Here is a 21,415-nt window from a genome sequence, read left to right on the forward strand (position 1 = left end):
GTCAGCGGAAGCGCCGCTGGGCGAGCAGGTGACGGACCAGCGGCCCCAGGATCAGCTCCATGGCCAGCGACAGCCGCGACCCCGGCACCACCAGGGTGTGCGGCCGGCTCATGAAGGCATCCTGGATCATCGCCAGTAGGTAGGGGAAGTCCACCGTGGCCGGGTCGCGGAAGCGGATCACCACGAAGGACTCGGCGTCGGTGGGGATGTCCTGCACCTCGAAGGGGTTGGAGGTATCCACCGTGGGCACCCGCTGGAAGTTGATATGGGTGCGCGAGAACTGTGGCTGGATGTAGCGCACGTAGTCGTCCATGCGCCCCAGAATGGTATCGATCACCGCCTCCTGGGCGTAACCGCGGTGACGCATGTCGCGATCGATCTTCTGGATCCACTCGAGGTTCATGGTCGGCGCCACCCCCACCAGCAGGTCCACGTGACGGGCGATGTCGAGCTCGGCGGTGACCAGTCCCCCGTGCAGCCCCTCGTAGAACAGCAGGTCCGTGCCGCAGGGCAGCGGCTGCCATTCGGTGAAGGTGCCCACTTGGTAGCCAGCCTCGATCATCTGCTTGTCTTCGGCATGGATATAGTGGCGGTAGGTGCCATTGCCGTGTTCGCCATACTCCTGAAACAGCGCCTCGAGTCGGTCGAGCAGGTTGGCCTCCACAGCAAAATGGGAGAGCTCGTCCTTGCGCTCGGGCTCGTCGAGGATGAGCTGCGCCAGCTCCTGACGGGTGTAGCGGTGGAAGGCATCGCCGTCGACGAAGGCGGCATGCACGGCCTCCCGGGCGAACATCCGCTCGAAGGTGCGCTTCACCGTGGTGGTGCCGGCACCGGAGGAGCCGGTCAGGGCGATGATCGGATACTCCCGGGACATCAGTTCGCTCCTGCCAGGGCTTCCCGCACGTCGGCCGGGATGGCCACCGGTCGGCCGCTTTGCGGATCGACCAGCATCAGGTTGATGCGCGCTGTGGCCACCGTCACGCCGTCGGCCTCGCGCAGGATGCGATGGTAGACACCGATCGCCTTGCGTCCCGGCGCGGGGATGGCCGTCTCCACCACCAGGGCATCGGGCCAGCGCGTCTCGGCCTGGTACTGCACGGCGAGATCCGCCGCCACGCAGGGATAGCCGCCCAGGTCCCACTCGCGAAGGTCCCGCGACGCGAGGGCCGCCACACGGGCCTCGTGCAGCAGCGACACCAGCGCATCGTGGCCCAGGTGACGACCGTAGTTCATGTCGGTGATGCGCACCGTCAGCGGGTGACGGTGCACCACGTCCTCCGCGGGAAAGCTCAGTCTGACACGCTCCATCCTCGCTCCTGATCTCGTTGTTGCGGGGCCGCACGCCGTCAGGCGTCACCGCGCTCCCGGGCGATGGCTCGGTAGGCGATGTCGCGACGGTAGAGCACGTCGGGCCAGGCGATCTCGGCCACGCCCCGGTAGGCCAGGTCGCGGGCCGCCCCGACGCCGTCGCCCAGGGCGGTGACGCAGAGCACCCGCCCCCCGGCGGTGATCACTTGACCCTGCGCATCCTCGGCGGTGCCGGCATGAAAGACCTTGCAACCAGCGGCCTCGGCGGCCTCCAGCCCCTCGATGGCATCCCCCTTGCGGTAGTGGCCCGGGTAGCCCCCGGCGGCCAGCACCACGCCCACCGCGGCACGCGGGTCCCAGTCACAGGCAAGGCCGGCCAGCTCGCCACGGGCCCCGGCCAGGCACAGCTCGGCGAGGTCTGACGCCAAGCGCAGCAGGATCGGCTGGGTCTCGGGGTCGCCGAAGCGGCAGTTGTACTCGATGACCTTGGGATTGCCGTCGGCGTCGATCATCAGGCCGGCGTAGAGAAAGCCGGTGTAGGGGTGCCCTTCCTCGGCCATGCCGCGCACCGTGGGCCGGATGACCCGCGCCATGATGCGCTCGAAGACCTCGTCGGTGACCACCGGCGCCGGGGAGTAGGCGCCCATGCCGCCGGTGTTGGGGCCGCTGTCGCCGTCGCCGACCCGCTTGTGATCCTGGCTGGTGGCCATGGGCAGGATCGTCTCACCGTCGACCATGACGATGAAGCTCGCCTCCTCGCCCTCGAGGAATTCCTCGATCACCACCCGGGCCCCGGCATCGCCGAAGGCATTGGCCTCGAGCATGTCGCGGATCGCCGTCTCGGCCTCATCATGGGTCATGGCCACGATGACACCCTTGCCGGCGGCCAGGCCATCGGCCTTGATGACGATGGGCGCGCCCTTTTCGGCCAGGTACTCGAGGGCCGGCGCGACCGCGGTGAAGGTGCGGTAGTCGGCGGTGGGGATGGCATGGCGGGCCAGGAAATCCTTGGAGAAGGCCTTGGACCCCTCGAGCCGGGCCGCACCGGCCGTCGGCCCGAAGATCGCCAGGCCGGCCTCGCGGAAGCGGTCGACCACGCCCTCGACAAGCGGCGCCTCGGGCCCGACGATGGTCAGCGCCACGTCCTGCGCCTGGGCGAAGGCCACCAGGCCCGCCAGGTCGGAGACGCCGATGGCGACATTCTCGAGGCCCGGCTCGCGGGCCGTGCCGGCATTGCCGGGGGCCACGTAGACGGTCGCCACCCGCGGGGACTGGGCGACCTTCCAGGCCAGGGCGTGTTCGCGGCCACCGCCGCCGATGATCAGGACCTTCATCCGCTGTGCTACCTCACAACCTGCAAGAAACATCGCAGCATTATGTCAGAAACTCGCCCAGGACGCCGCTCAGGGCTTGCCGCTGCCCTTGTCTTCCTCGTCCGGGGGGCCGGCCTGGTTGATGGTCTTCTGCCAGAACTTCATGTTCTCTTCCGCCAGCTCGCGCATCAGCTCGATGGGCGAGTGCCGCATGGCGTTCTGCCACTGGTCCTGCATGCGCTGCTGCTGCTCGAGCATCAGCTTGGTGCCCTGCTCCAGGTAACGGGACAGGGGCAAGGGCTGGGCCATGTCATAGACGCGGATGAACTGGGCGAGCAGGTCGTTGGAGAACACCTGCGCATCGCCGTCGGCCTGCTCCTGCTCGATAATGATCGACAGCAGGATGGTGCGGGTCAGGTCCTCGCCGCTCTTGGCGTCCTCCACGCGGAAGGGCACCTCGTCGAGGATCAGGCCGCGCAGGTCCTCGAGGGTCACATAGCGGCTCTGTTCGGTATCATAGAGCCTGCGGTTGGCATACTTGCGAATCACGCGCACGGCGCTGCTCCTTGTTATACGAAGGGGCGGCTGCCCCTGTACGGCTATTGTGCACCGCGACACCCACCATGCAAGGCATAGCCACCATTCAGTCTCCAACGCGGCAAGGCCCCATGAACCTGATCCTGCTCTCTCCCGACGACATCGAGAACGACCGCCTGGCCCGGGTCCGCGACCCGCGGCGCCTGGCCCACCTGCGCGAGGTGCACCGGGCGAGCCCCGGCGACGTCCTGACGCTAGGCATCGAGGGGGGACGCCTGGGGCGTGGGGAACTGCTGGCCCTGGACGACGACGAGGCACTTTTCGACGTCGCCGCCCTGGACCAGGCACCGCCGCCGGCGCTGCCGGTACATCTGGTGCTCGCCCTGCCCCGCCCGCGGATGCTGGCCCGCACCCTGGAGCACGTCACCACGCTGGGCGTGAAGCGGATCACCCTGCTAAACACGCGCCGCGTGGAGAAGAGCTACTGGCAGTCGCCGGAACTCGGCAAGGAGAAGATCCACCGCCATCTGGTGCTCGGCCTTGAGCAGGCCCGCGACACCCGGCTGCCGGAGGTGGCCCTGGCCAAGGGCTTTCGCCCCTTCGTCGAGGAGCGGCTGGCGGGCCTGCTGGCGGACCGCCGGGGCCTGGTGGCCCACCCCGGCATGCCGGGCGACTGCCCCCGCGGCCTCGACGAGCCCGTGCTGCTGCTGGTGGGGCCGGAAGGGGGCTTCATCCCCTGGGAAGTGGACCAGCTGCTCGCGGCGGGCTGCGAGGGCATCCACCTGGGCCCGCGCATCCTGCGGGTGGAGACCGCGGTGACCGCCCTGCTCGCCCGGCTCTTCTGACCCGCGCTAGTCGTCCTCGTCGGGGTCGTGGGCGACGAAGGGCGCATCGTCGTCGCAGTCGGGTTCGTTGAGGAAGGTCGCGCGCACGTCGAGCAGCCCCAGGTGGCCGATGGAGCGGCGCCCGAGCAGCAGCGGATAGTTCATTTCCTCGCGATCGCGCAGGCTGAACTGCTCCTCATAGACGGTGTCGTCCAGGCACACCTTCATCAGCACCACAGGACGTCGGTCGGTGCCACCAGCGCCGCGCAGGCGAATGCTGCGATAGATCGGCAGTTCCATGCGTTCGGTGAAGGTCTCGCCGCTGGCCTCGTTCTCGAGCCTGAGGCGAAAGCGGACCCACGCCTCGCCCTCCTTGTCGAAGCGCTCGATGTCGCGGGCGTCCAGTGACGAGGTCAAGGCACCGCTGTCGAGCTTGGCCTTCACCTCGACCCCCCAGGGCTCCAGGGTCGCCTTCTCCACCCAGCCGAAGACCTTGTCCTCATCGGCGATGGCGGGAGACGAGGCGCTCAACAGCAGGGCGGCCAGCAGGGCCAGGCGGTAACGTGTCAGGGTCATGGTCTCCTCCGGGTCGAGGGTTCAGCGCTTCAGGCGCTCGAGCAGGTTGAGGGTGGCGAAACCATCCGGGGTGGTGCCGATGGCGGCCTGAAACTCACGCAGGCCCCGGCGGGTGTTGGGGCCCATGATCCCGTCCGGCGTGCTCACCTCGAAGCCACGCTGGTTGAGCAGGCGCTGCATCTCGCGCACCTGGCTTCGGCTCAGCGGCTGCTCTTCCCGGGGCCAGCCCTGCACTATACCCTCGCGACCGGCAATCTCATCGGCCAGGGTGCCCACCGCCAGGGCGTAGCTGGTGGCGTTGTTGTAGCGCAGGATGGCACGGAAGTTGGGGCCCACCAGGAAGGCCGGGCCCTTGGCGCCGCCGGGCACGACCACCGAGGCCGCCTCGAACTCGGGCAGCGGCTCCCCGTCCAGCGTGCGCACACCGCGTTCGGCCCAGTCGCGGCTGGGGCGACGGGTGGCAAGCTCGGTCTCGGCGTAGTCGAAGTCGTCGGGGAGACGGACCTCCACGCCCCAGGGTTGCCCCGCCTGCCAGCCGGCCCGGTCGAGGTAGTGGGCGGTAGAGGCCATCACGTCCGGGATGCTGCCCCAGATGTCACGCCGCCCGTCGCCGTTGCCATCCACGGCATAGGCCTCGAAGCTCGAGGGAATGAACTGGGTGTGCCCCATGGCCCCGGCCCAGGAGCCGAGCATGCGCTCGGGCGAGATGTCCCCGGCCTCCAGGATGCGCAGCGCCGCGAGCAGCTCGCCGCGGGCGAAGTCGCGGCGGCGGCCGTCGTAGGCCAGGGTGGCCAGGGCCTCCAGGGTCGAGAAGTCGCCGAAATTGCCGCCGTAGTTGCTCTCGATGCCCCAGATGGCGACGATCACCTCGGCCGGCACCCCGTAGCGCCGCTCCATCTCCCGGGCCGTGGCGCGATGCGCGTCCAGGCGCTCCCGCCCGGTGGTCACCCGGGTCGCCGAGACGGCGCTGTCCAGGTACTGCCAGATCGGCCGCACGAACTCGGGCTGGGAGCGGTCGAGCTCGATCACCCGCGGGCGATAGCGCAGGCCGTCCAGGGCCCGTGCCAGGGTCGCCTCGCCGATGCCCTCGGCCCGCGCCTCGCGCCGGAAGTCGGTCAGCCAGCTCACGAAGCCCGCCGGGGCCGCCGGCTCGCCGGCCTCGACCTCGGCCACGGCGTCGGTCGCCGCGTCGCGATCCGCCTCGCGGGCCACGCTGGCTTCGCTGGGGGGCGCGGCCTGACAGCCGGCCAGCACGGCCAGCAGCAGGGGGGTGGTCAGCATCCGTCTCATCATCGCTCCTGCAGGACGTTTCCATGATCCGCCCGATCATCGCCCAGAACCGCCCGCCAGGCCAGTCCGTTCAGGCGTTGGCGAGCGGATCGAAACAGTGCCGATACGACACCGATCTACTGTCGACTTGCGCACCGGCGCCCTTGAGAGCCGTTGCGGAAACGGCTCGGCCAAGGCACGAATAAGATGTACAAGATATATTATCATGTATAACTACTGTACATTTAAAGGCGCCTGGTCGCCCATCACCGATGACAACACATTGAATGCGCAAGGTGCGCGAGGGTTGCCCCTTTGCGTTAGAGTGTGGAGAAAACGCGATGGCGTCCGCGCGTGAGGCGCACGCGAAGGAGCCCCATTCCCCGAGATCCCGCAGGACGACTGCCCGATGATACTACTGTGGATAGCCCTGCTTCCCTTGCTAGGGATGCTGGTACCGGTATTCACCCAGAGACGAGGCCGACGCTACTGCACGCAGTCGACCGCGCTGCTACCTGCCTTGGCACTGCTGCTGACCCTGAGTCAAGTGCCCGCCCTGCAGGCCGGCGAGGCGCTGCGCTTTACCGCCGAGTGGGTGCCGATGCTGGGGCTGGACCTGGCCTTTCGCCTCGATGGGCTGTCGCTGCTCTTCAATGTCCTGATCCTTGGCATCGGCCTGTTGATCCTGCTCTATGCGCATTACTACCTCTCTCCCGAGGAGCCCTTCGGGCGCTTCTATGCCTACCTGATCCTGTTCATGGCCTCGATGGTCGGCATCGTCATGTCCGACAACCTGCTGCTGCTGTGGCTGTTCTGGGAGCTGACCAGCATTTCCTCCTTCCTGCTGATCGGCTTCTGGTCACATCGCAGCGATGCCCGCAAGGGGGCGCGCATGGCGCTGGCGGTGACCGGCGCCGGGGGGCTGGCGCTGCTGGCGGGTCTGCTGTTGCTGGGCGACATGGTCGGCAGCCACGACATGGACACGGTGCTCGACAGCGGCGAGATCATCCTCGCCGACCCGCGCTATCCCATGATGCTGATACTGGTGCTGCTGGGCGCCTTCGCCAAGTCTGCCCAGTTCCCCTTCCAGTTCTGGTTGCCCCATGCCATGGCCGCCCCGACACCGGTCTCGGCCTACCTGCATTCGGCGACCATGGTCAAGGCGGGCATCTTCCTGATGGCCCGCCTGCATCCGGCTATCGCCGGCAGCGAGATGTGGACAGTGATCGTCTCCCTGATCGGCATGACGACGATGCTCTATGGCGCCTGGTTCGCGCTGATGAAAACCGACCTCAAAGGGATCCTGGCCTTCTCCACGGTCAGCCACCTGGGGCTGATCACGGTGCTGCTGGGCATTGGCAGCCCCATGGCGGTGCTGGCTGCGCTCTTCCATATCCTCAACCACGCCACCTTCAAGGCGGCATTGTTCATGAGCTCGGGCATCATCGACCACGAGGCCGGCACCCGCGAGCTCAAGCGCCTGGGAGGGCTCAGACACGCCATGCCGATCACTGCCCTGCTGACCACCCTGGCGGGTGCCGCCATGGCCGGGGTGCCACTGCTCAACGGCTTCCTCTCCAAGGAGATGTTCTTCACCGAGACACTGGCCACCCCGGTGCTCGGTGGGCTGAGCGGGTTGTTGCCGGTATTCGCCACGCTCGGCGGCATCCTCTCGGTGGCTTACTCGCTGCGCCTGGTGTATGCGGTCTTCTTCGCACCTGCGCGGGAAAAGCCCCCGAAAACGCCCCACGAACCGCCACGCATGATGCGAGCCCCGATGGAACTGCTGGTAACACTGTGCGTGCTGGTCGGTCTGTTTCCCTCGCTGATGGCCGGTGGACTGATGGACCTCGCGACACGGGCGGTGGTGGGCAAGCCGCTCGAGTTCCACCTGGCGATCTGGCATGGCTTCAACCTGCCACTGGCCATGAGCGGGGTGGCCATCGTTGCCGGCATCGCCACCTACTGGCGACACCCCGACCTGCGTCGCTTCCTGAAGGGCTTTCGCCCGGTGGACGCGCGGATCATCTTCGAGTGCGCCATGCAGGGTCTGGCGCAATGGGCCGAGGTCATGCTGAAGAGGATCGACAATGGCTCACTGCAGCGCTATGTGGGGCTGCTGCTGCTGGCCTCCCTGCTGCTCGGCGGCCTGGGCCTGTCGATGATGCCGAGCCTGACCGGCGACGAGGCACAGCGTCCGGTAGATGGTGTCCTGCTGGTGGGCGCGGCCCTGCTGATCTTCGGTGGACTGGGCACGGTATTGACCCACCGCCACCGTCTGATTTCACTGCTGATGCTGTCCGTGGTGGGTTTGATGGTGTCGCTGACCTTCGCCCGCTTCTCCGCTCCGGACCTGGCGCTGACTCAACTGTCGGTGGAGGTGGTGACCATGATCCTGCTCATGCTCGCGCTGTTCTTCCTGCCGCAGAAGACCTACCGGGAATCTTCGCCGCCTCGCAGCCTGTACGACGCGATAGTGGCGGGTGCCCTGGGCATGGTGGTCGCCAGTCTCAACTACGCGGTACTGACCCGTGACAACGCCAGCATCTCGAGCTTCTTCCTCGACAACAGCGTACCTGGCGGCGGGGGCCACAACGTCGTCAACGTCATCCTCGTCGACTTCCGGGGTTTCGATACTCTGGGCGAGATCACCGTGTTGGCGCTGGCCGGGCTGGCCATCTTCAAGCTGCTGCGGCGCCTGCGCCTGTTCATGCCCCACAGCGACGCCGAGGGCCGCCTGTGGTCCCCGGACCGCTACCCGATGATCCTGACCTCCATTTCCATGGCGCTGCTGCCGCTGGCTCTGCTGGTCTCGGTGTTCATCTTCCTGCGCGGACACAACTTTCCCGGTGGCGGCTTCATCGCCGGGCTGATCACCGCCGTGGCGCTGATCCTCCTCTACATGGCCCGCGGCGTGGACTGGGCCCAGGAACGGCTGCAGTTCGAATATCAGCCGGTCGCCATCGCGGGGGTCGGGATCGCCGCCCTGACGGGGGTTGGCAGCTGGCTGTTCGGCAAACCCTTCCTGACGTCGGCCTTCGGGCACTTCCACCTGCCACTGATCGGCGACTTCGAGCTGGCCACCGCCATCCTCTTCGACCTCGGCGTCTACCTGGCGGTGGTCGGCGCCACCCTGATGATCCTGGCCAACCTCGGCAAGGTCACCACGGCCTACAGCCCGGCCAAGGGCGCACCGGCCAATGACGAGAACCTCTCGCAGTCCAGCAAGGAGAAACACTGATGGAAAGCCTCTATGCCATCACCACCGGCGTATTGACCGCCTGCGGGCTCTTCTTGACCCTGCGCGGGCGGACCTTCCCGGTCGTGGTCGGGCTGACCCTGCTCTCCTATGCGGTCAACCTCTTCCTGTTCTCCATGGGCGGACTGACCACCGGGGCGGCCGCCATCATCGATGGCCAGGCGCATTTTGCCGACCCATTGCCCCAGGCACTGGTACTCACTGCCATCGTGATCGGCTTCGCGATGACCGCCTTCGTGGTGATCCTGGCGATGCGCGCGCGCAGCGAGATGGGCAATGACCATGTCGACGGTCGCAAGCAAGAGGAGCCCCACCGGTGATGCAGCACTTGATCGTTCTTCCCGTCGTGCTGCCGCTGCTGGTAGGACTCTTTCTGCTGCGCAGCCGGCATGGCACCATGCGCACGCACCGCATGGTGGGGGTCACGGCCACTGCCCTGCTGGTGGTCATCGCGATGGTCATGCTGGCGCGAGCCGCCGGTGGCGAGGTCACGTACTACGCACTGGGTGGCTGGCAACCGCCTTTCGGCATCGTGCTGGTGCTCGACCGCCTCTCGGCCCTGATGGTACTGCTCACCGCGGTGCTCGCCCTGGGCGCGGTGGTATTCGCCTGTGCCGGCGACGACGAGCGCGGCAGCAACTTCCACGGCCTCTTCCAGCTGCAGCTGATGGGCATCAACGGGGCCTTCCTCACCGGCGACCTCTTCAACCTCTTCGTGTTCTTCGAGGTGCTGCTGCTGGCCTCCTATGCGTTGTTGATCCATGGCGGCGGCAAGTCGCGAATCCAGTCGGCGGTACACTATGTGGTCCTCAACCTGGTAGGTTCGTCCCTGTTCTTGATCAGCGTCGGCGTGCTCTATGGTGCCACCGGCACCCTCAACATGGCCGACATGGCGGTTCGCCTGTCGGACCTGCCAGCCGACAGAGTGGGACTGGTCACCGCCGGCGGCCTGATGCTGCTGGTGGTGTTCGGCCTCAAGGCAGCAATCCTGCCACTCTACTTCTGGCTGCCACGGGCCTATGCTGCCGCCCCGGCGCCGGTGGCGGCACTGTTCGCGATCATGACCAAGGTCGGCATCTACGCCATCCTGCGGGTCTATAGCCTGGTGTTCGGCGAGCATGCCGGGGTCCTCGAGGCCCTCGAGCGCCAGTGGGTGTGGTGGCTGTCACTGGCGACCATGGTGGTGGCCGGCATCGGCGTGCTTGCCGCCCGCGACCTGCGCCTGCTGGTGGCCTATCTGGTCGTGGTCTCGGTGGGCACCCTGCTGGCCGGCATCGGCATGGGCTCACCTGCGGCCACCGCCGCCCTGCTCTACTACCTGGTCCACAGCACCCTGGTGACCGGCGGGCTCTTCCTGCTGGCCGAGATGATCGGCCTTCAGCGGGGCAAGGCCGGGACGCGGCTGGTCAAGGGGCGCCCGATGCATCACGGGAGCTGGCTGGCCGGGCTATTCTTTGTCGGTGCAGTGGCGGTGGCGGGCATGCCTCCGCTGTCCGGGGCCATCGGCAAGGCCCTGCTGCTGAACGCCGCCGAGCCCTGGCAGCAGCCGTGGCTGTGGCCGATCCTGCTGGCCACCGGCCTGTCCGCCCTCATCGCCCTCTCAAGGGCAGGCTCGACGCTGTTCTGGCGCAGCCACGAGGGCGAGGCCGTCGGCGTGCCACTCTCGCGATCGCGCTGGCTGGGCGTGGGCTGGCTGCTCGGTGCCTCACCGCTGCTGGTCGTCCTCGCGGGACCGGTCAGCGACTATACCCGCGCCACCGCCGAACAGCTGGCCGACCCCGATATTCTGGTGCGTGCGGTCCTGTCAAATGCCGGAGAGTCGCCATGATCAAGCCCCGTCCCTGGCTACCCCTGCCCCTGCTATCGATCCTGCTGCTGGCGGTATGGTTGTTGATGGCCCGCAGCATGGCGCCGGGCCATATCCTGCTGGGAAGCGTCCTCGCCCTGGTCATCCCGCTGTTGACCCATCGCTTCTGGGACGCACAGCCCCATGTCAAGAAGCCGGGCAAGCTGCTGCGCTATGTACTGCGCGTGCTGGGCGACATCATCGTCGCCAACCTGCATGTGGCCTGGCTGATCATCAATCCCCGGCAGCACATGCAGCCAGCCTTCGTGGAATATCCGCTGATGCTCGAGGAGCGCTTCACCATCACGCTACTGGCCAGCACCATCAGCCTGACGCCGGGGACGGTATCCGCCAATGTGCGCCTGGATGGCAAGACGCTGTTGATCCATACCTTGGACATGGAGGATGAGGAGGCGCTGATCACGACGATACGTGAACGCTACGAGCAGCCGCTGAAGGAGATCTACGAATGCTAGACATCGCCCTGAAGATCAGCCTGGCGCTGGTGCTGATGGCCGTTCTCTTGAATGCCTTTCGCCTGACCGTCGGCCCGAGCCTGCCGGATCGTGTCCTGGCACTGGACACCATGTACGTGAACTCCATCGCGCTGATCGTGCTGATGGGTCTGTGGCTGAACACCAAGCTGTATTTCGAGGCGGCCCTGCTGATCGCCATGCTCGGCTTCATCAGCACGGTGGCAATCTGCAAGTACATCCTGCGTGGCGACATCATCGAATAGGTCAGCACCGACGGAGCGACCATGAACTTCTATGTGCTTCTCGAAGGCGTCATTTCCTTCTTCCTGATCGCCGGGGGCATCTTCGCCTTCATCGGTTCGCTGGGCATGACGCTCCTGCGGGACTTCTACATGCGCCTGCATGGCCCCACCAAGGCCACCACCCTGGGCATCGGCTGCATCCTGATCGGCTCGATGTTCTACTTCTCGACGACCCAGGGGCAGCCGATCATCCAGGAACTGCTGATCACGCTGTTCCTGTTCATCACTGCACCGGTGAGCGCCCACCTGCTGGCCAAGACGGGTCTGCACCTCAAGCTCAAGCACGTGCCGAAGACCGGCGGAAAACCCCTGGAACTGCGCCACGATGAGGTGGGTGAGAAGCCCGTGCTGCACCCGGACCGTGGCCACTGATTGCGGCTAGACCCAGCCACCCAGCTCGTTGTCGATGATCGAGCACAACGCGGCGATGTGGTCATCGCGGTCATTCAGGCAGGGGATGTAGGTGAAGGTCTCGCCGCCGGCGGCGAGGAAGCTCTCACGGATCTCCTCCTCGATCTCCTCGAGGGTCTCCACGCAATCCGAGGAGAAGGCCGGCGACACCACCGCGATGTGCTTGTTGCCCTGGCGGGCCAGCGCGGCGACGTGCTCCACGGTCGCCGGCCCCACCCACTCCTCGGGGCCAAACTTGGACTGGAAGGCGGTCTGGACCGCCTCCTCCTCCCAGCCCAGCCGCTCGCGCAGCAGGCGCGTGGTCTTCTGGCACTGGCAGTGGTAGGGGTCGCCCTCCAGCAGGTAGCGCTTGGGCACCCCATGGTAGGAGGCCACCAGCACCTCGGGCGGCGTCTCGGCGGCGTCAAAGGCCTCACGCACCGAACTCTCCAGGGCATCCAGATAGGCGGGGTGCTCGAAGTAGGCGGGCACGGTGCGAATCGCTGGCTGCCACTTGAGCCTCATCAGGGTGCGGAAGGCCTGGTCGTTGGCCGTGGCGGTGGTCGGCGAGGCGTATTGCGGATAGAGCGGGAAGAACAGGATTCGCTCGCAGCCCGCGGCCTGCATGCGCTTCAGCACACTGTCGGTGGAGGGATTGCCGTAGCGCATGCAGAAGTCGACCATCACGTTCTCGCCGTACTGCGCATGGAGCCCTGCCGCGACCTTGCGGGTCTGCTCGCGGGTGATGGTCAGCAGCGGGCTCTCGTCCTTCTCGGTGTTCCAGATGCCGCGGTAGGCCTCACCGGACTTTAAGGGGCGGCGGGAGAGGATGATCAGTTGCAACAGCGGCTGCCACTTCCAGTCCGGATAATCCACCACGCGTTTGTCGGAGAGGAACTCACTCAGGTAGCGGCGCATCGACCAGTAATCGGTGGCGTCCGGGGTGCCCAGGTTGGCCAGCACCACGCCGACCTTCGGGCGGGGCACTGGCGGGTGGTCGGGCGGCGCATGGGCCAGCCGGCCGCTACCGTGGGCATCAAGGTCGTTCGGGGCCTGGCCGGTGTTGGCTGATGTCATGCCTTGCATAGCTCGCACTCGGTGTCTTGTTGGGATTGCCCCAGTCTATCAGTCAATCGCCGGGCACCGAATAAAGTTATACTATGGATGTTATCTGTACGGCTTTTGGCCAGCTCTTGTCGATTCCGGCTTGTCGTGACGGTGAGGAGAAGATGATACGACCACAGGCAAGGAATCCAATCAGAAGACCAGCGGCATGCGCGACGTCAGCGGGTCCTGATAGTGGGTCTCACGTCCGATGACCTCATCGTGGGGCACCTGCTGGACCAGGTAGGCGCGGTGGATGCCGGCGCGCTTGAGTTCCAGATAGACGTCATCCAGAGAACGGAAGAGGATCGGCTTGCCGGCACGGGTCAGCATGTGGCGCTGCCCCTCCACGTCCTCCAGTTCGACCTGGTAGAACCGGCTGCCGGCATGGCCGATCACGCGGATCTCGAAGTTGTCGTGGCGCGCCACGAAGGCTTTCAGCTGCTGGAATTCCATGGGTCCTTCCTCCTGATGTCCGGATCGATGATGTCGAGATACAAGATCGGGCACAGCCTGACTGCACCCGATGACGGTATCGTGTCGTCGACATTATCCTGCTGTGACCCTGACCACCTCGTCAGGTTCCGGACTTACTGATATTCGGAGGGGTCGATCGCCTTGCCCAGGGAGTTGCGATCCACCCAGTTGCCGGCCTTGGTCTCCTTGTAGCGGAACACCACCCGGTCGCCGACCCGCACCGGCAGCTCGGCGTCCTCGGTCTGATAGCTGTAGGCCTCCCCCTCCACCACCAGGTGGTAGCGGTAAAGGTCGGGCATCCCCAGCCACTCCTTGAAGGGGCCTTCACGCTCCATCGACTGGAGCTCGCCGCGCCCCTCGAGCTTCGGGGTACGCGCACGATTGCCGCGTCGGAATCCGCCTGCCATGCTGCCTCCTTCCTGTGTGATTCGAGGGCTGGGCATTATACGGGGCCGGTCACGGGACTCAAGGGCGCCCTCACTCGCCGAAGGCCTCGCGGTAGCTGTCCGGGGCCAGGTCCTCGAAGCGGGTGTACTTGCCGATGAACGCCATGTGCACGGTGCCGATGGGGCCGTTACGTTGCTTGCCGATGATCACCTCGGCCAGCCCCTGGTTGTCGGGGTTATCCTGATTGTAGACCTCGTCGCGATAGACGAAGCCGATGATATCGGCATCCTGCTCGATGGCGCCGGACTCGCGCAGGTCCGACATCACCGGGCGCTTGTTGGGGCGCTGCTCCAGCGAGCGGTTGAGCTGCGAGAGCGCCACCACCGGGCAGCCGAACTCCTTGGCCAGCCCCTTGAGTGAGCGGGAAATCTCGGAGATCTCGCCGGTGCGGTTCTCGGAGTAGCCGGGGATCTGCATCAGCTGCAGGTAGTCGATCATGATCAGCGCGAGGTTGCCCTGCTCGCGCACCACCCGGCGGATCCGCGAGCGCATCTCGTTGGGGGACAGCGCGGCGGTGTCGTCGATGAACAGCTGCTTGTCCTTGAGTAGGTTGACCGCCGAGGTCAGGCGCGGCCAGTCCTCGTCTTCCAGCTGGCCGGTGCGCACCCGGGTCTGGTCGATGCGCCCCAGCGAGGAGAGCATGCGCAGCATCAGCGAGTCCGCGGGCATCTCCATGGAGAACACCATCACCGGCTTGTCGCTGGCGATCACCGCATGCTCGACCAGGTTCATGGCGAAAGTGGTCTTGCCCATGGAGGGCCGGCCGGCAACGATCACCAGGTCCGAGGGCTGCAGCCCCGAGGTCATCTCGTCCAAGTCGCGGAAGCCGGTGGAGAGCCCGGTCATCTCGCCCTGCAGGTTGAACAGCTCGTCGATGCGATCCACCGCCTTGGTCAGCAGCTCGCTCATGCCGATCGGCCCCCCCGACTTGGGGCGCTCCTCGCTGATCTGGAACACCAGCCGCTCGGCCTCGTCGACCAGCTCGTCGGCGGGGCGCCCTTGGGGACTGAAGGCGCCGTCGGCGATCTGGCTGGCCGCACGGATCAGCTTGCGCAGGGTGGCGCGCTCGCGGACGATGTCGGCATAGGCGCGGATATTGCTCGCCGAGGGCGTGCTCCTGGCCAGCTCCGCCAGGTAGGCCAGGCCACCCACGGTATCGAGCTGGTCTCGCCTCTCCAGCGCCTCGGAGAGGGTCACCACGTCCAGCGGCCGGCTCGTCTCGGCCAGGCCGGCCATGACGTTGAAGATCAGGCGGTGCTCATAGCGATAGAAGTCATCCGCCACCAGGCGGTCGGCCACGTTGTCCCATGCCTGGTTGTCGAGCATCAGGCCACCGAGCACGGACTGTTCGGCCTCCAGCGAATGCGGCGGCACCTTGAGAGCGGCGGTTTCCCGGTCGAGGGTGAGGGGTTCGTTCATGGTGCGCGGACCTTCAGGGAGAAAGGGGCTAACTCATTCTACGCGATGGCATGCCCCGACCCCATGCCCAGGCAGGACGACGGCGCCTATTCGTGACACGACACATGACAAGAAAAGGGGGCGAGGATTCACTCCTCGCCCCCTTTTCGAGGCACGCCCACCTGGGGCGTGCCGTCGCGCTGGCCTTATTCGGCCACCACCACCACCCGGACGGTAGCAGCGACTTCGGCATGCAGGTGCAGGTCGATGTCGTACTCGCCGGTCGCACGGATCGGGCCCTGCGGCATGCGCACTTCGCTCTTGGCGACCTCGATCCCGGCGCTGGAGATGGCTTCGGCCAAGTCACGCGGACCGATCGACCCGAACAGCTTGCCCTCGTCACCGGCCTTGGAGACCAGCGACAGTTCGATGTCGTTGAGCTGTTCGGCACGCGCCTCGGCCACGGCCTTGCGCTCGGCGGCCTGGGCCTCGAGCTCGGCACGCTGGGCCTGGAAGGCCCCGATGTTCTCCTTGGTAGCCGGCACGGCCAGGCCGTAGGGCACCAGGTAGTTGCGACCATAACCGGGCTTGACGGTGACCTGGTCACCCAGACCGCCCAGCTTGCCAATCTTGTCGAGCAGAATGACGTCCATTCTCGTAAACCTCTTGTCAGTGGCTGCGGGCCAGGCGTCCGCGGAAGTCCGCGAACGTGTCGATGAAGGCCACGAACAGCACGATGAGAATCATGGGCCAGGTGGTGATCAGCAGCACATAGAAGGCGACCAGCCACAGCCCGTTCATTCCCTTCAATCCGATAAAACCATGTACCAGCGCGATGCCGGCCACCAGCAGTGGCACCCAGGCCAGCATGCCCAGGGCCGGGAGCTCCAGCGCCGCCCCCAGCACCCCGAGCACCACCAGCACGGCGAGCTCTCGGGGGGCCAGGCGCAGGCCGTGAAACTCCGCGCGGAACCCGCCGGGGTTGTAGAGCCCGGCCTGCCAGCCGCGCGCCAGGGCCAGGCAGGCGACGGCGGCGAGCAGCACGATCAGCGCGGTCACGCCACTGATCAACAGGCCGGCCAGCTGCTCGGTGTCCATGCCCTGACGGGAGAGCTCAGTGAGCATCGCCGCGATGTCCGGCGACCCCTGGCGCAGCTGCTCCAGCACGGGGCCGGCCCCGCCCGGCGGCAGGAAGATGTCCAGCTGGATCATCGCCGCCCCGGCCAGAGTGCCGGCGAGGAGCGCCTCGCTCCAGCGCAACCGCGAGCGCAGCACCACCGCCATCAGCACGACCAACAGGACGCTGGCCAGCGGGATGACGTCCCCCTGGGTCCACCACCAGCCGGCCGGCAGGGCCGCGGCGATGATCACCGGCAGCGAAGCGGCCAGGCCATGTCGCAGCGTGACCAGGGCCACCACGGCGGCCCCCAACCAGAACAGCCAGGGAATCGCGGTGGCCACGGCCGCCCCGCCAGCGGCGTGGGGCGTACCGCGCATCATCCAGCGGGCAACGGGCAACATCACGCGCGGTGCATTACTGGTGGCTGTCGGAGTAGGGCAGCAGCGCCAGGTAGCGTGCCCGCTTGATCGCGGTGGACAGCTGGCGCTGGTAACGGGCCTTGGTCCCGGTGATGCGGCTGGGAACGATCTTGCCGGTCTCGGTGATGTAGGCCTTGAGCGTGTCCAGATCCTTGTAGTCGATCTGCTTCACGCCTTCAGCGGTGAAACGGCAGAACTTACGGCGACGGAAAAAGCGTGCCATGGGAAGACTCCTTCAGCGGTGCGATGGGGTGGCTCAGGCGGATTCGGTGCTACGCGGCTTCTCGTCGCGACGCACACGCTTCTCTTCCACCGGCTTCATCATCGGTGAGGCCTCGGTGATGACTTCCTTGGCGCGAACCACCAGGCTGCGGATGATGGCGTCATTGAAGCGGAAGATGTTCTCGATCTCGTCGAGGGTCTCGCCGCTGCACTCGACGTTCATCAGCACGTAGTGAGCCTTGTGGATCTTGTTGATCGGGTAGGCCAGATGGCGACGGCCCCAATCCTCGAGGCGATGCACGGTGCCGCCGTTCTCGGTGACGAGGCCGGTATAGCGCTCGACCATGGCCGGGACCTGCTCGCTCTGGTCCGGGTGGACCATGAAGACGATCTCGTAGTGACGCATGAAATCTCCTTGCGGTTTGGCAGCTTCCTCAATGGCGATCTCGAATCGCTCAGGGGAAGCAAGGAGTGATTGTCAAAAGACGGGTTGTCAGAAGACAGAAAGGCCCGCTCGCAGGACGAGCGGGCGCAAGCATTCTAAAGAATGGGGGCGGGCTACGCAAGCTGGAAGGTACTACCAACCCTGACACCAAGAGCTTTTCTTCAAGCTTCCAGCTTAAGACTTCAAGCTCTGGGCGAGGCCTGGCTCTTCCAGCCGAGAAGCGGCACTCGTACAGCTTAAGGCTTATGGCTTCAAGCTCCAGGCGAAGCCTGGCGTCGCTGGCGCACCGCCTCGAACAGGCAAATGCCGGTGGCCACCGAGACGTTGAGGCTGGAAACGCTGCCGGCCATGGGCAGCTTGACCAGGGTATCGCAGGCCTCGCGGGTGAGGCGCCGCATTCCCTTGCCTTCGGCTCCCATCACCAGCGCTGTCGGCCCAGCGAAATCGGCCTCGAAGAGGCCCGCCTCGGCCTCGCCGGCGGTACCGGTGATCCAGACACCGAGCGCCTTGAGCCTGGCCATGGCCCGGGCCAGGTTGGTGACCTGGTAGACCGGCATGCTCTCGGCGGCGCCGCAGGCCACCTTGCGCACCATGGCATTGAGCGGTGCTGCCTTGTCCTTGGGCACGATCACCCCGTGCACACCCGCGGCATCGGCGCTACGCAAACACGCGCCGAAGTTGTGCACGTCCGTGACGCCGTCGAGCACGAGCAGCAGCGGCGGCGCCTCATGGGGCCAGCCTTCCAGCCGCAGCCACAGGGAGGTCTCACCCTCGAAGGCAAGTGGTGTGGCGAAGGCGATGATGCCCTGGTGGGAGGCCCCCTGGGCCAAGCGCTCGAGCTCGTCCCGGGGACGGGACTGGAGACGCGCGCCCCCCTGGCGAGCCACCTCGACCAGCTCGGCCAGGCGAGTACCGGCACTGCCCTCCTGCACCCAGACCTCGCGGGGCACCTCACCGCGGTCGAGCAGCGCCCGCACCGCATGCACGCCGTACACTGCCTCGAGCCCCCCCGGGGGAGCTGGCGCGCGAGGCGCCTTGCTGCCGGGGTGTTTCTGGGGCTTGCTTGCTTGCCCCGGCTTATTGACGTGCCGAGGCTTGCGACCTGCCGCCATCAGCCGTGCTTCCTCGAGCGACGCGGACCGCGACGGCGCCGGCCGCTCTTGCCCGACTTGTCACCGGGCTTGCCGGCGCCTGCCTCGGTCGGCTTGTTGCCACCGCGGCCCTTACGCGGTTGGCGCTTGGGGCGCGGCTTGTCGTCGGCCAGTGCGAAGTCGATCTTGCGGTCGTCCAGATCGACGCGAGCCACCTGCACGGTGACGCCGTCGCCCAGGCGGTAGCTCATGCCGCTGCGCTCGCCCTTGAGGCGATGCTTCTCGGGCTCGTAGTGGTAGTAGTCGGAGGGCAGCGAGGTGACATGCACCAGGCCCTCCACGAACACCTCGTCGAGGCGTACGAAGATGCCGAACTGGGTCACCGAGGCGATGCTGCCGTCATAGACCTCGCCGAGCTTGTCGGACATGAACTCGCACTTGAGCCAGTCCTCCACGTCGCGGGTGGCGTCGTCGGCACGCCGCTCGGTCATCGAGCAGTGCTCACCGAGCTCGAGCATCTGCTCGAAGGTGTAGGGGGCCCACTTGCTGGGTGGCTCCACGCCGGCCCCGTCGGCGCGCAGCACGGTGTTGGTCTGGCGCGGGCCACGGATCACCGAGCGGATCGCGCGGTGGACCAGCAGGTCCGGGTAGCGCCGGATCGGCGAGGTGAAGTGCGCATAGGCCGGATAGGCCAGGCCGAAGTGGCCGTCATTCTGCGGCGAATAGACCGCCCGGCTCATGGAGCGCAGCATCACCGTCTGGATGACGTCGGCATCGTCACGCCCCTTGACCACCTCGGCCAGGTCCCGGTAGTCCTGGGGGCTCGGGTCGTCGCCTCCGCCGAGCGACAGGCCCAGCTCATTGAGGAACAGGCGCAGCTTGTCGAGACGTTCCGGCGAGGGCTTCTCGTGGATGCGATAGAGGGCCGGCAGATCATGCTTGTCGAGGAAGCGCGCGGTGGCCACGTTGGCCGCCAGCATGCACTCCTCGATGATCTTGTGGGCGTCGTTGCGCGAGCGTGGGACGATCTTCTCGATCTTGCGCTCGTCGTTGAAGACGATGGCCGTCTCGGTGGTCTCGAAGTCGATGGCGCCCCGTTCCACCCGGGCCTCGCGCAGCAGCGTATAAAGCGAGTGCAGGTTCTTCAGCGACGGCACCAGCTCGCGGTATTCCTCGCGCAGGGCCTCGCCCTCTTGCCCCTCGTCGTCGAGGATGGCGGCCACCTTGTTGTAGGTGAGACGTGCATGAGACTGGAACACCGCCTCGTAGAACCGGTAGCGGCTGATCGCCCCGCTCTGGGAGATGTTCATCTCGCAGACCAGCGCCAGGCGGTCGACGGCCGGGTTCAGCGAGCAGAGCCCGTTGGAGAGTAGCTCCGGCAGCATCGGCACCACCTGGCCCGGGAAGTACACCGAGTTGCCACGGGTGATCGCCTCTTGGTCCAGAGCACTGCCGGGACGCACGTAGTGGGAGACGTCGGCGATGGCTACCAGCAGCTTCCAGCTGCCCGACTTGGTCTTCCAGGCACAGACGGCGTCGTCGAAGTCCTTGGCGCTCTCGTCGTCGATGGTCACCAGCGGCACGTCGCGCAGGTCGATGCGCTGATGCTTGTCCTGTTCGGCCACCTCGGCCGACATGCCGGCGATCTGGTCGTGGACATCCGGCGGGAACTCGGCGGGGATCTCGTAGCTGCGGATGGCGATGTCGATCTCCATCCCGGGATCCATGCGCTCGCCGAGCACCTCGACCACCTCGCCCACCGGCTGCACCCGGGTCTCGGGCTGCTGAGTGATCCTCGCCGAGATCACCTGGCCGTCCTGGGCTCCGCCAGAGGCGCTGTGGGGGATGATGACCTCCTGAGTGACGCGGGAATTCTCGGGGATCAACACCCCGAATTCCGGCGTGTTGGCGCGGTAGACGCCGACGATGGTCTGGGTGTTGCGCGCGAGCATCTCGACGATGGTGGCCTCGTCACGGCCCCGGCGGTCGCGCCCGCTGACCCGAACCAGCACATGGTCGCCGTGGAAGACGCGGCGCATCTGCCGCGGCGGCATCACCAGGTCGGGCTTCTTGCCGTCGTCGCGGAGCAGGAAGCCGAAGCCGTCGCGGTGCCCCAGTACCTTGCCCTTGATCAGGTCGAGCTTGTCGATCAGCGCATAGGCGGCGCGGCGGTTGCGCAGCACCTGGCCATCGCGCTCCATCGCCGCCAGGCGCCGGCGCACCGCCTCCTGGAGCTCCTCGTCCTCGAGGCCCAGCTGCTGGCTCATCGCCTCATGGGTGAGCGGCTTGCCGGCCTCCTCCAGGTAGGCGAGGAGGTACTCACGGCTGGGAGCGGGCTTGTCATACTTGTGGGCTTCGCGTTTGGCGTGCGGATCGTCGCTGAGCGTCCAGTGGGTCATGCGGTGGGCATCCTTGGCGGCATCGGGAGCAGCGTGATCGAAAGAGCGCGGGGACGACGTCCGGCGCGTGGCATTTGGCATTTCGGGTCGATTGTCATGGGCGCAGTATAGCGCCGGTGCCCCCATCACCCAACCATGGCGGCGCCGGCGACGCGTGACAGGCGACAAAAAATCCCGCATGAAAACGCCAGAT

At 66.5% G+C, this 21,415-nt stretch carries 23 protein-coding genes; 7 read left to right on the top strand and 16 right to left on the bottom strand.

The genetic code is table 11. From position 1 onward, the window contains the following. Window position 1 precedes the first annotated feature (1 nt). The 4 genes from OP497_RS01630 to phaR form a co-directional block, all read right to left on the bottom strand. The gene (locus tag OP497_RS01630) at window positions 2-874 is read right to left on the bottom strand and encodes a phosphoribulokinase (protein ID WP_280546060.1); all 873 of its coding nucleotides are present in this window, start codon (window positions 872-874) and stop codon (window positions 2-4) included. After that, window positions 874-1,308: a thioesterase family protein gene (locus OP497_RS01635; RefSeq protein ID WP_280546061.1), complete on the bottom strand. Its 435-nt coding sequence runs from the start codon at window positions 1,306-1,308 to the stop codon at window positions 874-876. Before OP497_RS01635 ends, OP497_RS01630 begins: the two co-directional genes overlap by 1 nt. A gap of 38 nt (window positions 1,309-1,346) precedes the next feature. Beyond that, entirely contained in the window at window positions 1,347-2,642 is a 1,296-nt protein-coding gene (gene purD / locus OP497_RS01640; protein ID WP_280546062.1) for a phosphoribosylamine--glycine ligase, read from the bottom strand. Window positions 2,643-2,711: 69 nt separating this feature from the next. After that, entirely contained in the window at window positions 2,712-3,176 is a 465-nt protein-coding gene (gene phaR / locus OP497_RS01645; protein ID WP_280546063.1) for a polyhydroxyalkanoate synthesis repressor PhaR, read from the bottom strand. 113 nt (window positions 3,177-3,289) lie between these two features. Between phaR and OP497_RS01650 the strand changes: the two genes are divergently transcribed. After that, complete coding sequence (locus tag OP497_RS01650) at window positions 3,290-4,003, top strand: 16S rRNA (uracil(1498)-N(3))-methyltransferase (RefSeq protein ID WP_280546064.1); 714 nt, start codon at window positions 3,290-3,292, stop codon at window positions 4,001-4,003. Window positions 4,004-4,009: 6 nt separating this feature from the next. Here OP497_RS01650 and OP497_RS01655 read toward each other — a convergent pair whose 3' ends face one another. Both OP497_RS01655 and OP497_RS01660 read right to left on the bottom strand, forming a co-directional pair. After that, the gene (locus OP497_RS01655; RefSeq protein ID WP_280546065.1) at window positions 4,010-4,558 is read right to left on the bottom strand and encodes an ATP-dependent zinc protease; all 549 of its coding nucleotides are present in this window, start codon (window positions 4,556-4,558) and stop codon (window positions 4,010-4,012) included. Between the two features lie 21 nt (window positions 4,559-4,579). Then, complete coding sequence (locus tag OP497_RS01660; protein WP_280546066.1) at window positions 4,580-5,851, bottom strand: lytic murein transglycosylase; 1,272 nt, start codon at window positions 5,849-5,851, stop codon at window positions 4,580-4,582. Between the two features lie 385 nt (window positions 5,852-6,236). On the opposite strand from OP497_RS01660, the gene OP497_RS01665 reads away from it, so the two are divergent. The 6 genes from OP497_RS01665 to OP497_RS01690 are packed head-to-tail and all read left to right on the top strand — an operon-like array spanning window position 6,237 to window position 12,082. After that, window positions 6,237-9,068 (top strand): monovalent cation/H+ antiporter subunit A, encoded by a 2,832-nt coding sequence (locus OP497_RS01665; protein WP_280546067.1) that lies wholly within the window; start codon window positions 6,237-6,239, stop codon window positions 9,066-9,068. After that, window positions 9,068-9,406 (top strand): Na+/H+ antiporter subunit C, encoded by a 339-nt coding sequence (locus tag OP497_RS01670; protein ID WP_280546069.1) that lies wholly within the window; start codon window positions 9,068-9,070, stop codon window positions 9,404-9,406. Before OP497_RS01665 ends, OP497_RS01670 begins: the two co-directional genes overlap by 1 nt. Beyond that, the gene (locus OP497_RS01675) at window positions 9,403-10,914 is read left to right on the top strand and encodes a monovalent cation/H+ antiporter subunit D (protein WP_280546070.1); all 1,512 of its coding nucleotides are present in this window, start codon (window positions 9,403-9,405) and stop codon (window positions 10,912-10,914) included. The genes OP497_RS01670 and OP497_RS01675 overlap by 4 nt, the downstream gene beginning before the upstream one ends. Beyond that, window positions 10,911-11,408, top strand: coding sequence for a Na+/H+ antiporter subunit E (locus OP497_RS01680; protein ID WP_280546071.1), 498 nt, complete (start codon window positions 10,911-10,913; stop codon window positions 11,406-11,408). The genes OP497_RS01675 and OP497_RS01680 overlap by 4 nt, the downstream gene beginning before the upstream one ends. Beyond that, window positions 11,402-11,671, top strand: a complete 270-nt coding sequence (locus OP497_RS01685; protein WP_280546072.1) for a K+/H+ antiporter subunit F — start codon at window positions 11,402-11,404, stop codon at window positions 11,669-11,671. Before OP497_RS01680 ends, OP497_RS01685 begins: the two co-directional genes overlap by 7 nt. A 21-nt stretch (window positions 11,672-11,692) precedes the next feature. Beyond that, entirely contained in the window at window positions 11,693-12,082 is a 390-nt protein-coding gene (locus tag OP497_RS01690) for a Na+/H+ antiporter subunit G (protein WP_280546073.1), read from the top strand. A 6-nt stretch (window positions 12,083-12,088) separates the two neighbouring features. On the opposite strand, the gene hemH is transcribed toward OP497_RS01690, so the two are convergent. The 10 genes from hemH to rnr form a co-directional block, all read right to left on the bottom strand. Further along, the gene (gene hemH / locus OP497_RS01695) at window positions 12,089-13,177 is read right to left on the bottom strand and encodes a ferrochelatase (RefSeq protein ID WP_280546074.1); all 1,089 of its coding nucleotides are present in this window, start codon (window positions 13,175-13,177) and stop codon (window positions 12,089-12,091) included. Window positions 13,178-13,357: 180 nt separating this feature from the next. Beyond that, window positions 13,358-13,660: a DUF6482 family protein gene (locus tag OP497_RS01700; RefSeq protein ID WP_133482903.1), complete on the bottom strand. Its 303-nt coding sequence runs from the start codon at window positions 13,658-13,660 to the stop codon at window positions 13,358-13,360. A gap of 134 nt (window positions 13,661-13,794) precedes the next feature. Continuing rightward, window positions 13,795-14,088, bottom strand: a complete 294-nt coding sequence (locus OP497_RS01705) for a hypothetical protein (RefSeq protein WP_280546075.1) — start codon at window positions 14,086-14,088, stop codon at window positions 13,795-13,797. A 70-nt stretch (window positions 14,089-14,158) separates the two neighbouring features. Beyond that, window positions 14,159-15,547 (bottom strand): replicative DNA helicase, encoded by a 1,389-nt coding sequence (gene dnaB / locus OP497_RS01710; RefSeq protein ID WP_280546076.1) that lies wholly within the window; start codon window positions 15,545-15,547, stop codon window positions 14,159-14,161. A 185-nt stretch (window positions 15,548-15,732) separates the two neighbouring features. Then, complete coding sequence (gene rplI, locus OP497_RS01715; RefSeq protein WP_280546077.1) at window positions 15,733-16,179, bottom strand: 50S ribosomal protein L9; 447 nt, start codon at window positions 16,177-16,179, stop codon at window positions 15,733-15,735. 16 nt (window positions 16,180-16,195) lie between these two features. Further along, complete coding sequence (locus OP497_RS01720; protein WP_280546078.1) at window positions 16,196-17,047, bottom strand: hypothetical protein; 852 nt, start codon at window positions 17,045-17,047, stop codon at window positions 16,196-16,198. Window positions 17,048-17,060: 13 nt separating this feature from the next. Beyond that, window positions 17,061-17,288 (bottom strand): 30S ribosomal protein S18, encoded by a 228-nt coding sequence (gene rpsR, locus OP497_RS01725; protein WP_280546079.1) that lies wholly within the window; start codon window positions 17,286-17,288, stop codon window positions 17,061-17,063. A gap of 33 nt (window positions 17,289-17,321) precedes the next feature. Continuing rightward, window positions 17,322-17,693, bottom strand: coding sequence for a 30S ribosomal protein S6 (rpsF, locus tag OP497_RS01730; RefSeq protein ID WP_280546080.1), 372 nt, complete (start codon window positions 17,691-17,693; stop codon window positions 17,322-17,324). Between the two features lie 290 nt (window positions 17,694-17,983). Further along, window positions 17,984-18,844: a 23S rRNA (guanosine(2251)-2'-O)-methyltransferase RlmB gene (gene rlmB / locus OP497_RS01735; protein WP_280546081.1), complete on the bottom strand. Its 861-nt coding sequence runs from the start codon at window positions 18,842-18,844 to the stop codon at window positions 17,984-17,986. Next, on the bottom strand, window positions 18,844-21,222 hold the full coding sequence (rnr, locus tag OP497_RS01740) for a ribonuclease R (RefSeq protein WP_280546082.1): 2,379 nt from the start codon (window positions 21,220-21,222) through the stop codon (window positions 18,844-18,846). Before rnr ends, rlmB begins: the two co-directional genes overlap by 1 nt. Window positions 21,223-21,415 lie beyond the last annotated feature (193 nt).

This window comes from Halomonas sp. 11-S5, assembly GCF_029889825.1.
Lineage (GTDB): Bacteria > Pseudomonadota > Gammaproteobacteria > Pseudomonadales > Halomonadaceae > Halomonas.